The sequence below is a fragment of the Rhizobium mayense genome (genome assembly GCF_030272705.1).
Lineage (GTDB): Bacteria > Pseudomonadota > Alphaproteobacteria > Rhizobiales > Rhizobiaceae > Rhizobium > Rhizobium mayense.
Map to the genome: position 1 here is coordinate 1 of NZ_JARFYM010000069.1, position 12,649 is coordinate 12,649.

A 12,649-nucleotide genomic window follows, 5' to 3' on the forward strand; every position below is an offset into this window, starting at 1 on the left:
AATGGCTTCGCACCGCAACCCGCCGCTACCGCCGCAAATACAGCAACCCAAAACCGCTGGAGCGAACTCAAAACTGGATAAAACTTGGGGGCAAGGTCAAACTAAAATACAACAGATCGGCAACAGCCTCAATCATATCGAACTTCCATGTTCGTGCTCTTAACAAAGCGATCGTCATCATAAGGATATTTCTTGTTCAGCTCTCTGAAAACGAAGTACCTTAATAGTTTATGTCATGGGCATTGCCATTTTTAAGGCTGATTGCCTCTTCAAAACTACTTGCGGTGAGCTCTGCTGTCTTTGCCCAGCTATATTTTCCTGCGTTTTCTCTCGCCTTGAGAGACAAGTCCTCCCTAAGCGCTTCGTCCACAATGAGCTTTTCAAGACCCACAAGGATACTTTCAACCGAGTGCGGGTCAACAAGCACGGCACCTTCGCCGGCCACTTCCGGCATGGAGGACACATTAGAGGTAATGACGGGCACACCAAAACTTTGCGCCTCCAATATTGGCAACCCATATCCTTCATAAAGAGACGGCATCACCAGGCAGTACGCTTGTTTGTAGTATTCCACAAGCTCAGCCTCGCTGAGGAACTGTTTGACAGTTATGCAATCCTGCAGTCCTAATTCGGCGACTTTTTCCGCAGGGCTAACATTTCCCCAACCATCCCCACCAGCAATTATCAAGCTGAATTCCCTTCTTGCCGCCTCTGACAGTGTCCCGAAAGCCTCAATAAGACTGCTGAGATTCTTTCTCGGTTCGCGCGTTCCTACAAACAGGAAGTATTTTCGTCCGGGTAAGAGTGGACCTGACTGGCGGCCGCCGGTTTCCGAAAGCCTCGGCGCAAGCGGAACTATGCGTATCTTACTATCTGCAAGGCCAAAGAACTCCAGCAAATCAGCCGCAGTAGATCTCGAGTCTGCGATAACTAAGTCCGCGCGTTGCACACTGCCAGGCATAAACGCAGTTTCCAACAAGCGCGTACTCTTCCGCATGGTTTCGGGATACCTCTTCCAGATAACGTCGTGTATCGTCACCACCCCCGCGACGTTATGCGGCAACCAAAAAGGAAGACGGTGTGCGGGCCCCCAAAAAACATCCAGGTCAAACTTCTTAAGCAGGAACGGGAGGAAGAACTCTGACCAGATTTGCCGCGTTGCTAGGCGTTTAAACGATTTGCAAACAATGCTGCACCGATCGAGTCCCGAGAGGTCTACCGTCAGCGGCGACGGGCTGAAAAGGACGGTTTCCACGCCAGCTTTGCTCAATTCCTTGACGAGATGAAGCGTGTAATAGCCTATACCGCTAAGTTGTCTCGACAAAGGTCGCGCGTCAATCCCGACGCGCATTTTCATACATCCACATCAGAGTTTCCTCAAGCGGAGTCGGGCCGGTGGAATTCGGTAAACTCATGATTTTTGTCGTATTCGCCGTAATGCTCGAGGGATCGTTCGGCCTTACGAACGTGGGATTAAAATGCACGGCCATTTGATGGCCGCTGATCTTGGTGAGCTGGCCAAGAATGCAGTCGATGGAATGGGATTTGCCCGATCCGATATTATAGGTCTCGCCATTACTACCTTTTGTTGCCAGTAAAAAATAGTACTGCGCGGCAAGCCGTATATCTATGAAATCTCTCGAGATCTTCGTATCGCCCAGCTCGATATTTGAGTCTTTGGCAACGAACGCATTGAGAATTTTTGAGACCAGGAAATTTTTCGACTGTCCAACGCCAATGCAATTGAAGGGGCGAGCAATAATAATAGGTAGCTTGTCCGACCAAATCCTCGCCATATGTTCCATGCCGAGTTTGCTCACTCCATAATCATTCAGCGGGGCTCCCGGCGTTGTTTCATCAGGGTTTCTGGCGCTGCCATAGACTTGCGCGCTCGAGGCTAGAACCACCTTGGAGACTGGCACCTTATGTTCGACAAGCGAAGCCAAGATGTTGCGCGTGCCCAAAATATGAACATTATAAAACTGGGATACGTCGCTATTGATGATGAATGAAATGCCGGCCAGATTAACCACAAATTCCGGCCGGGTTTCTTTTATAATGCGGCTGACGACTTCGTAGTCCAGCAAATCTGCCCGATGGATTTTAGCACCCGCATAATCTGTGTCACCGAGCCCTGAGAAAGACGTGCCCACCACGTCATGCCCGTGTTCTTGGAAGACACGGCTGACATATCTTCCCGTGAAACTATTGATGCCAAAGATTAGACAAGTGCCCATGGCCTAATTACTGTCTCTGCAGTTTCTTGAGATCGAAATCCACCATCATCTGGCACAGCTCCTCAAGAGTGCAATTTGCTTCCCAGCCCAAGGTCTCCCTAGCTTTTGCAGGATTTCCGATAAGCAAATCCACCTCAGCCGGGCGGAAAAACTTCGGGTTAATGCGCACAACAACCTTGCCGGTTTTCGTATCCGTCGCAATTTCATCGAGGTCGGAGCCAGAGAACTCGACTTCCATTCCTGCGCTCTTGAAGGCCATTTTCAGGAAGTCGCGTATAGTTTCGGTGCGCCCGCTTGCCAGAACATAGGTGTCAGGCTGATCGGCCTGAAGCATGCGCCACATGCCTTCCACATATTCTCGTGCAAATCCCCAGTCACGTTTTGCGTCCAGGTTCCCAAGCTCGAGCACATCCAGAAGACCAAGTTTGATTTTGGCAACGGAAGACGTGATTTTGCGCGTTACGAACTCTTCGCCACGCAACGGACTTTCATGGTTGAACAAGATACCACTGCACGCAAAGATATCGTAGCTCTCGCGATAATTCAGCGTGAGCCAATGCGCGTAAAGCTTTGCAACTCCGTAGGGACTACGGGGATGGAAGATCGTTTCTTCATCTTGCGGAACCGCGTGCACCTTACCGAACATCTCGGACGTGCTCGCCTGATAGAAACGAACCTTGGGATTCACAATACGAATGGCTTCCAACAAATTCAGCGGCCCCAAGGCGGTAATCTGCGCCGTCGTATGTGGCTGATCAAAACTCAGCTTAACAAAACTCTGGGCCGCAAGATTATAGATTTCATCGGGGGCGCATTGCTTGACAAGGTTGAAGCAATTGCCCTGGTCGGTGATATCAAGTTCCACAAGCGTCAAATTGGGGTGGTCAAGAATCCCGAGTTCCTTAATTCTCCAAAAGTCCACGGTACTGACACGCCGGAAAGATCCATAAACTTTGTATCCCTTTCCAAGCAGAAGCTCCGCCAAATAAGCACCATCCTGGCCGGTAATCCCTGTAATAAGTGCGGTCTTTTGTGTCATATGATTTCAATCTCCGGAAATGGGAAAATGAAGTGTCCACCTGCATTGAGGAACTCTTTCTCGCGCTGGAGAATCCCATCCTTAAAGTGCCACGGAAGAACGAGGAAATAGTCAGGCTTCATCTCGTGTGCCTCTGCCTCCGATACGATCGGAATATGGCTGCCCGGCGTGAACCGACCAAATTTCTCCACATTGACTTCAGCGATTGCGGGAACGTCCTGCGAGCTAAACCCGCAGAATTGCAGGACCACGTTGCCCTTCGTGGATGCGCCATATCCCAGCACCTTTTTTCCGGCCGCAGTTAATGAACGCACCAAATTGATCAGATCCCTGCGGTGGCGATATACACGCTCCTCAAAATCTCGGTAGGGACGTGGTGTATTCAACCCCATCGCATCTTCCTGCGATAGGAGCCAGTCAATCACCGGTTTGTTGACTTCAATCGTATCGTTACTCTTGTGGGTAACAGTAACCGCAAAACTGCCGCCGTTGACCGCATTCATCGATACATCAACGACTTTCAGTTCTGCTCTATCCATAATGTACTGGATCGATTTGAGCGAATAGTATTCCAAGTGCTCATGGCAAATTGTATCATACGATGTCGTTCGTAGCATCGATGGCAAGTAACTTTGCTCAAGATGCCAGATGCCGTTTTGGTCGAGGATCGAAGCGATATCGCGAGCGAATGCAATCGGATCTTCCAAATCGTAAAACATCGCGATGGAGGTTACGATCTTGGCCTTTTCCGAGCTGACAGAATTAAAATTCGCGGCATTGAAGAAATCGGGCACAAGCTTTACATCCGCGGGATAGTATTCGCGGAACTTGTTGCCGGTCGGATCGATGCCAATGCGCTTAATGCCCTCGGTAGTGTATGCTTTCAGCGATGTGCAATCGTTTGATCCTATGTCGAGTACCGTATCACCGCTCTTGATGTTCACACGCCGTTCAAGCCATAGAATCTTTCGTGTCAGATGCGCGACCATGGACTGATTGAGCCCTGAGCGATAGCCGTAGTTCTCGCCATACATTTCGCTTGGCTCGAAAGAGTGCTTTAGTTGCACCAACCCGCTTTCGGGGCACCATACCAAATCCAACGGCCCAGAAGTAATTTCCTCATCAGGACTCTTCGGGAAAACACCCGTCAGAACTTGGTCGCCTAAAGAGAGAATTGTTTGCAGATTTGATGACCCGCTTACTCTGCATTTTGAGATTTCAGAGAAGCTCATGATTTTCCCCCTGTTCGAGACTTGCTAGTAAGGATTTGAGTTCGTTCAACATGGATTGCTCTGCGTTAGTCGATTTCAGATGATTTTCAACTGCTTGATACCAGCTTGGATAGATTTCATATCGAACAACCCGACGAAGATTTCTGTGGACAACCGGGTCTGATGTGGCTTTGCCAACTGCGTGCTGGAGACCATAGACCTGAAGCTTCAATCGCTCCAACATTCCGTCGGACGAGAAGCTATCGTTTCCACCGCGTCTATCAAGTAAAACCTTTGGCGTGTAAAGCAACTTGAACTGCGTTGCGGTCAATCTCCACAACCGCGTAATGTGGGCCCAGTTCTTGTTCGTGTGGTCCGAATCCAATTTAGCTTCAAACCATTTCCTCCGCTTCACAATCAGACCGCCCATGAATGAAAAGAAAGCTTCTGAGGTGACCGCTGCATCGCAGTAACGCACAAGATCCGAGTGCTGCGACAAGTCGAACATGGTCTCTTTGTCCACTCCGGAGTTCAAGACGGGCCAATCCTTGAGGGGCCGCATATCGAAGTCGCATTCATTGTGTCTGCAGAGCAAAAGATCTGGTTTGTATTCCTTCAATAGACTCAGGACGTAAGCAAAAGACCCCGCACGGTACAAATCATCTCCAGAAAACAACCAACAGTACTCAGAACTCCCATACGATACGCACTTCGACATATCGAGATCGATACCGCCCTTCGAAAGAGCTTTTATATATCGTAGGTTGGGATGCTTTGCTTGGATACTTGAAACTACCTCTCGGGTATTATCGGTAGAATTTCCATCGAATACCAAGACGTCAATTCCAAGCTCTTGAGCCTCCGACACGAGACTCGTTAGCGTTTCAGGCAAGAACAGGGCAAAGTTATAGGTCGGTATGGCTACGCTCAGCAATTTGTTCATAGCACTCGGATCTCGTCTTTGTGTAAGGAGAGAAGGGTCTCGAGTTCATCGGCGGACAGGTCACTGACGAACGGCAGGCCGCGCTGCTTGGCTTCAGCGAAAGCTTTCCTCGTTGTCGGCAGATATCCCGAAACGGGCACTCCCTGCAGCCGTCGGACGTAGCGAGCGAAATCGAACCCCCCCAAGGCGGCTTCGCCACCGGTCTTTATAACATTGTCCAGCGAACCCAGACTGTTTCTAAACGTGTGCTCGCGCCAATGCGCTACACTTTTCCTTGGCACACCATTTAGCTGAGCCAAATCGTAAACCTCCGGTATCCTCTCAAGCAGCCAAATGTTAGCGTGCTCACCCCACGACACATTTAAGTTTACCGTAATCGCCGGCTCGTGCAGCCAGCACCCCTTTTCCTCCATCATGTTCGAAAGGATATACTTTGAGGAGGGCACGCAGGTCTGCAAGCTTGAAAACATTTGACCCGACGTATCCTGATGAAACATTCGCCACAAAAACCGACGCTCCGCAACAAACGAATAGATCGCCGTGTAAAAGTTTTCGTTTTCAGCGGAAACATCTTTAATTTTTCCCGAAATATCATTGGCGCTTATAGAATAATTGCTGGCCTGCGCCAAATATTTCTTTATACCGTCTCGAGTTTCAGGCACCTCCGCAGTGCTGACATTGTAGTTTAGGTTGATTAACGCAGGGCTTTCCCTATAAATGACACCTAATATACGCCGCAGTGCATTCTCATGAATAATGTCGTCGTCGCCAACCAACCAGATATACTCTCCATTCGCAAACGACACCGTTTGCGCGAGATTGTTAAGCATGCCGATATTTGCGCTGTTCTGGTAAACGGAAATATTCCTATGGCTTGAGTATTTCGCAAATATATCCGAAATATCTCCCGCCGATTTGTTATCGCAAACAACCAGCTCAACATCACTCTCGAGGCCACTTGAAACGTCAAGAAAGTTCTTAATGTTCAGATCAAGCCATTTCTTGCGGTTGTATGTTGTGATGCAAACTGAAAGTTTTGGCCTCGTTGGCAGGTAGCGAGGCCTTTTTTCATGCGTCGGCGCCGAAAGAGCCTTCAAGTTTTTGGGACCGATAAGCGCTCGCATTTGCTGGGCTATTTCAGAAGCATAATGGCGCCAACTTTTGAAAGACCTCGCTGAAGCCTCGCCCACCAAACGGGAATACTCAGTCTCCGAGTTAGCGAGGGAACACAATGCGTTCTTGATAGCCGTCGCATCGCGCACATTGGCCGTAAGGCATCCCCCAGAGAGGGACAATTCGCCCATTTGTCCAAAATTCGCGCAAATGCAGGGACGGTGGAACCAAAGACTCTCGACAATCGGGAGACCAAAGCCCTCCAAAAATGAAGGGTATACAGTGGCATGCGATCTTTCGTAACATGCCACTAGCGCTTTGTCGTCAGCGTCCTCAAGCCACTCAATATTTTCTGATTGAGCGACCAATTCTCGAACTTTGCCGCCCAGGGCGGCGTCGAAACTGCTGTCACGGCCGACCAGTATCAGCTTCAATTTTCGGGCGGACTCCCGCTCAGCCATGAGAAACGCTTCAAGCAATTTTAGATGATTTTTGCGGGGCTCGATGGTCGAAGCGCACAGAAATGTGAACGGCTCTCCGTTGTGGAAATCCAAAGGTCTAAGTCTGTCAACAGAGGGAAATTCCTCGGCAAGAGAAACTGCCAGCACCCGCCGCTCCAACGCTGGCTCAGCCAGGTCGAGCCTGTTCATGATGCGATACAGGTCTTTTCTGCTGGCATCGGAAATGGCAACGATACGGTCCATGCGATCAAGCATAGCCGTAAACTGTTCCATAGCTTCGACAAACGGCTGGGGGTAAACATCCCGCATCAATATAGGTATGGCATCGTAATAGATGCTCACACAATGCGCTCCGCGTCCCTTAAAAAAGCTAATTACCCTGTCTTGAATAGAAAGCGATCGATTTAACGGAAGGTCGGTCAATAAATACACGAGCGGGCGGTCACTATTTTCCAGCGGCAAATGCCGCTTCCAAAGATCAGGTACTGGTCCGCTCCACTTTGCGAGATGAGCCAGTTCCTCATTGGAAGCAATCGCTACTTTGTTTTTCTCGCTATCCCATTTTACAGGAACAAGCGAGCATCCCAACTCTAAGAGTGCCCGACAAACTTGGCGTGTTACCCTTTGAATGCCACTGTTGCCGGGAGCTTCGATAGTGGCATCTACCCACACGCAAATATCGCAATCAACAAGGCTCAATGATGCCAAGTTATTCGTATCGGATATGATTTTTTGTGCATATTCCGACCACGTCTGCATGGGTCTGGCAATTATCTCGTCAATTTTCGATTGATAAAATGCTCGATCGTGAGCAAGGATCTCAATCGCCTTTTGCATCGCAGGAATGTCGGTTACATCTATCGTTACGCAGCCGCCATTTTCGGCGAGACTGCCCATTGCGCCATAATCGGCGCAAATAACGGGTCGCAGGCGCCAGAGACTTTCAGTGATAGGCAGCCCATATCCCTCGCACGTCGAGGCAAATATCGTGAAGGCCGCCTTTTCGTATAGCTTTTCAATTTGAGCATCCGACATCTGGGTATGGATATGCACGCGCTCACTTTTGCGAGCTTCATGATGAACCGCTTTTGAATATTTGGGCTCTGGTTCGCCCCCGACGAGATGCAGGTGCCAGGTTTCGTCGGGAAATGCGCTGCAAAAAGCATTAAATGCTTTCACAACAGATAGCTGGTTCTTGCGCTCACAGATCGATCCGACGGCCACGATAAACTTCTGGCTGTCTTCCCAGTCGTATAGGACCCTCTCGGTACTATCGGCCTCCGGAAGCGGATTGTTAGAGAAATACGGCACTTGGTGGGTGTTTAGCTTCTCTTCGGATGCGTAGAAAGCCAGCAGCTCTTTCGATACGAATTCACTGATTGGCCAAACGACATCGCTGAGGGAAATATCCGAGAGATAACGCGCATGCTTTTCCCGATTGTGACTCGCAGCGGATTCATGAAATGGAATGTTGTCATAAAAGACCGTTCCCACCTTCAGATTAAGATCTCGAGCAATCTTAATCAGACGAGATGTCACCGGAGTGGAGTGAAATGTATGATAGGTAACCTCCGGGATAATCAGCCAGTTGTTCTCACCGGCAAAAAGAGACGGATCGGAAAAATGCCCTTGCTCAATGATTTCCTGAGCTAATGGTCGCAGCCGAATATCCGCTAAGGCACTCAAAATCTCGACTTCGCTTTTGGAAAGCGGAGCAATTTGCAGACTATCTCGGTCAAGTTTGACCGGAATAACGAACTCTCCAAGATTACATAGATTTTCCAATAGCTTGGAAGCTACTCGCACGACTCCCGTCGGATGAGTTTGCGTTGAGGAGAATTCACAATAAAACAGAGTTACCTTCGCAACGTCCCTTGAGGCATTTGCGGTCACTCCGGCAGATCCAGCGTTAATAGCGGCCCAAAAATCCATAGACTGCCGGGAGGAGTGTCCACTCGTTGCTAATCCGCGGGCAGCAAGGTTCCAATTGTGCAGGAAGCGTCTTAGCCTGAACTCTACGGAAGGAACCCCCCTGAGCAGCCTTTTTGCTGCATTGAACAAGGTTGGGTGCCTCCGCAAGACCTGGTAAGCAAGTGGCACCACGCGTTTGACAACATTTCTGGATTTAAGCTTAGCTAACCCAAGCCCTCTCAACGGAGCGGTGATGCGCCAGCTTGTCGATGTCATAAGTGCGTGTACCGTTGTGCGAAGCTGGTCGCGCTCCGCGGAGACGCCGTTAAATTCGTAACGCAGCTGGCTAATATTACCATTAGCTTCCGCGAGCTCTGCACGAAGATCAGCGCTTATGCTTTCAGCCTTGCTCTGCTCACTTTCAGCCTGCCTCTGAGCACTTTCAGCCTGCTTCTGCACACTTTCGGCCTGCTTCTGAGCACATTCAGCCTGCTTCTGAGCATACGTGATATATTCGTCAAAGACATTGGGTGGATTAGAAAAATGTTGGAGCAACTCCTGATGCTCAACCGCGAGGAAAAAGTCGTTCACACCATCGTGGTACACACGCAAGTATCCTCGGTCTTCCAAGGCTTTTCGCGCGTTTTTGTCGTTATGCTCACTTGAGCGATAATCTACGGTTTCGCAGACGACGATCCAGGGCCTAAACTTTTCCCAGTCACCACCTTCTATTATCCGAAGCTCACTGGACTCCGCGTCAATTTTGAGAAAATGGACGTCCTGTCCCTCAGGTACATTTTCTGCGACAATATTTTTAAGGCTATCTGATTTTACGAATACCTCGTGCGGCTGATAGCCTCTGCCGCTGAAAAATTCTTTCTGCTCATCACTGATGGTAGAAATTCCAGCGTCATCAAAAACATGGAACGGTACACGATCATCTTTTTGATCGAGTACTAACATGTTCAGATTACAATCACGCGGACGCTGTTCACAAAGCACCCGGAACATGGCTTCAACCGGTTCGACATTGATGCCCCGCCATCCTGCTTCATAGAACAATTTCGTGACGGAATCTTTTGTCTCCCAAGCAGCTCCAATATCGATGTAGAATCCATTCTTGACATGACGAAGTGCGCGCCAAAGCATTACATCTTCGAGATTTTGAGCGTATGACACCAAAGTCATCACTGATCCTTCTTATGAATTTTTATCTCATGCTTCAGCCAGGTTTGCCCTATAAAGACAGGCTTATCCTCATTAAAAACGTCAAAAATGAGAGCTCGGTCGCGCCACTCGTAGTTTCGAGAAAGATGCGTTTCCTTATCAACCAGGGCGCACTGCAAAGTATAGCTACCAGGACCAAGATTTACTTCCATTTTCACATCGAATACGTAAGAATCCCCAGCGACGGGATGTAATAATACTTGGTCTGTGTACCAGGTATTAGTGCCAAATATATAGATTCCCAACCTGTCTTTGATAGCAAAGCCCAGAACCAAAGAGTCGATCGGCTGTCGGACAGCAGCAACTATTCGCAGCGTGGCATTAGCTCCCACCGGCAGTTGCTTTAAAGCAGAGCCGTCATCGCCAAGAAAGGCGACTGATTCGATGACACACTCGCCGGTGCCATAAGCTTCACCAGTAACAATTTCGTCTGTCTGCTTGGCCTGCTTTTTCTCCGACAGATAGGCATTATAATAGTCGCAGACCTCTAGCGCATCGCCAGCTTTGACAACTCCACCAGCGTCGAGAAGTATCGCACGATTACAGAGCTTTAGAATACTCCCCCGATCATGCGACACCAGCAACAAGCTCGTGCCTTGATCAACGAACTCTTGTATCCGAGCAAAACTCTTGTGCTGGAAATATGCGTCCCCGACAGAAAGAGCTTCGTCGACGATCAGAATCTCGGGACGCCAGGCCGTCGCTACGGCAAACGCAACGCGCACTTGCATACCACTAGAATATGTCCGCACTGCCTCATCGAAATAGTGCCCTATCTCGGCAAAAGCCTCAATCTCTCCAATTGCCTCGTCAATTTGAGCCCGCGTGAACCCCATGAGCCCAGCAGTGTGGTATACGTTTTGCCTGCCGGTGAGATCGGGATTAAAGCCCATTCCGAGCTCTAGTATCGCAGAAACGCGTCCATTAACCTGAACCATTCCTTCGGTCGGCCGCGTTGTTCCGGTGATGATTTTGAGCAGTGTGCTCTTACCTGCGCCGTTCCGGCCAATGATGCCGATTGCTTCGCCCGGTTGAATGTCAAAGCTGACGTCGCGCAAAACCCAGTTCTCATCCGCCGGCCTCATTTTGAAACCTAGCCAGCGCGCAAAACGATGCCACTCGCTCTTATAGGACCAGTAAGCCTTTCCTATGCCGGCTACACGAAGAATAGTCATAGTACATCCACCATTTCGCCATTTGCGCGGCGGAAGAGAAATAGACTTAAAAACAACATCAAGGCAGCAATCAGCGTTACCAAGAGCAATGAGATGAAGTTCGGCGGCTCTCCATAAGCAATGATACTCTGATAGGCCGAGGTAAAATGATAAATAGGATTGAATTTCAGCAAATGCCTGTACGCGGCGGGAATAATGTTGAGCGGATAGACGATCGGCGTGAACCAAAATAAGATCTGGAGGATAATGGGAACAGCTTGACCCAGATCTCGGACGAATACATTTATGAGTCCCAAGATAATACCCAGCCCCAAAGCGAACATCACCAAAATGATCGTAAGCGGTACCAACCAAATTATCTGAAGTGTGAACCTGTGGCCAACAATGGCAAATATTCCCATCATAGCCACAAAAAGAAGCGCATTGTTAACGAGATTTGTGCCGGCAACGATTACTGGAAGAGTAATTCGTGGGAACTGCACCTTCTTCATCAAGTTTCCATACTCAATGAAGAGAAAAAGGCTGCGATTAAGCACTTCGCTGAATAGATTCCATCCAAGCAGCCCGGCCATCAAATAGATTGCGTAGCCATACTTGTTGTCGATGTCTGGCAGTTTCGCCGCTACGACATTCGAAAGCACAAGCGCATAAATCGCCACCTGCGCGAGAGGATTAAGTATGATCCAAAGCGCCCCAAGTCTGCTTCGCGTAAAGCGGTTCACTAGATCGTTTCTTATCGAGCTGATTATGAACTGACGGTATTGCCAGAGGCTTCGAAGCATTCCAATCATACAAAACTCGTTCTATGAGTAGTTCGGCTTTCCCCCGACCTTGCCGAGTTAGCCGCTTCTAAACCAATCCACGATCCAAAAGCAACCCGACTGGCCGTGCCCCTGGGTTTTTTATCCAGGGGCGAGATCGTTTCCCGCGGTTATTAAATTTAGATGCGCCTCAATTTCGGGGCCAGGGGGAGCTGGAATCTTCCGGCTTCGAGACTCAGCCTAGCAATGGGACCAATGAGCCATTCATGAGCGAAATCGGCGCTTATTGCCGATGGCACGGGTGTGGCCGGTATTCGTTTATTATACAGCACGGCGACAAAACGCCCACGGAACATAGATTCGCGAGCTTTCACTTCTGTGGCATCCGTGGTTCGGGCGGCTGATTGTGTCGGCGCCAATAACCTCCACGATCGCGCGGCAATACGGCATCACCCAGGCCTATTACACTACTGGTGACCTTGCCCCCAAGTTTTATCCAGTTTTGAGTTCGCTCCAGCGGTTTTGGGTTGCTGTATTTGCGGCGGTAGCGGCGGGTTGCGGTGCGAAGCCA

Annotated in this window: 8 protein-coding genes and 2 pseudogenes; 1 reads left to right on the forward strand and 9 read right to left on the reverse strand. The window is 49.4% G+C overall.

The annotated features are described in order from the left end of the window. Nucleotides 1–224: pseudogene (locus PY649_RS34165) on the forward strand (hypothetical protein); the annotation flags it as partial. On the opposite strand, the gene PY649_RS34170 reads toward PY649_RS34165, so the two are convergent. From PY649_RS34170 to PY649_RS34210, 9 genes and pseudogenes are all read right to left on the reverse strand, one after another. After that, a complete protein-coding gene (locus PY649_RS34170) occupies nucleotides 221–1,357 on the reverse strand; it encodes a glycosyltransferase family 4 protein (protein ID WP_285873459.1) in 1,137 nt (378 codons plus the stop codon). The pseudogene PY649_RS34165 and the gene PY649_RS34170 sit on opposite strands and share 4 nt — an antisense overlap. Then, the gene (locus PY649_RS34175) at nucleotides 1,335–2,237 is read right to left on the reverse strand and encodes an NAD-dependent epimerase/dehydratase family protein (RefSeq protein ID WP_285873461.1); all 903 of its coding nucleotides are present in this window, start codon (nucleotides 2,235–2,237) and stop codon (nucleotides 1,335–1,337) included. The genes PY649_RS34170 and PY649_RS34175 overlap by 23 nt, the downstream gene beginning before the upstream one ends. A gap of 7 nt (nucleotides 2,238–2,244) precedes the next feature. Beyond that, a complete protein-coding gene (gene gmd, locus PY649_RS34180) occupies nucleotides 2,245–3,276 on the reverse strand; it encodes a GDP-mannose 4,6-dehydratase (protein WP_285873462.1) in 1,032 nt (343 codons plus the stop codon). Next, nucleotides 3,273–4,508: a class I SAM-dependent methyltransferase gene (locus PY649_RS34185; RefSeq protein WP_285873463.1), complete on the reverse strand. Its 1,236-nt coding sequence runs from the start codon at nucleotides 4,506–4,508 to the stop codon at nucleotides 3,273–3,275. The genes gmd and PY649_RS34185 overlap by 4 nt, the downstream gene beginning before the upstream one ends. Next, nucleotides 4,495–5,430 carry a glycosyltransferase family 2 protein gene (locus PY649_RS34190; RefSeq protein WP_285873464.1) on the reverse strand — a complete coding sequence of 312 codons (936 nt, stop codon included), beginning with the start codon at nucleotides 5,428–5,430 and terminating at the stop codon, nucleotides 4,495–4,497. The genes PY649_RS34185 and PY649_RS34190 overlap by 14 nt, the downstream gene beginning before the upstream one ends. Continuing rightward, complete coding sequence (locus PY649_RS34195) at nucleotides 5,427–10,103, reverse strand: glycosyltransferase (protein WP_285873465.1); 4,677 nt, start codon at nucleotides 10,101–10,103, stop codon at nucleotides 5,427–5,429. The genes PY649_RS34190 and PY649_RS34195 overlap by 4 nt, the downstream gene beginning before the upstream one ends. Next, on the reverse strand, nucleotides 10,103–11,317 hold the full coding sequence (locus tag PY649_RS34200; RefSeq protein ID WP_285873466.1) for an ABC transporter ATP-binding protein: 1,215 nt from the start codon (nucleotides 11,315–11,317) through the stop codon (nucleotides 10,103–10,105). The genes PY649_RS34195 and PY649_RS34200 overlap by 1 nt, the downstream gene beginning before the upstream one ends. Beyond that, nucleotides 11,314–12,108: an ABC transporter permease gene (locus PY649_RS34205; protein WP_349644465.1), complete on the reverse strand. Its 795-nt coding sequence runs from the start codon at nucleotides 12,106–12,108 to the stop codon at nucleotides 11,314–11,316. The genes PY649_RS34200 and PY649_RS34205 overlap by 4 nt, the downstream gene beginning before the upstream one ends. 340 nt (nucleotides 12,109–12,448) lie before the next feature. Next, nucleotides 12,449–12,649: pseudogene (locus PY649_RS34210) on the reverse strand (hypothetical protein); the annotation flags it as partial.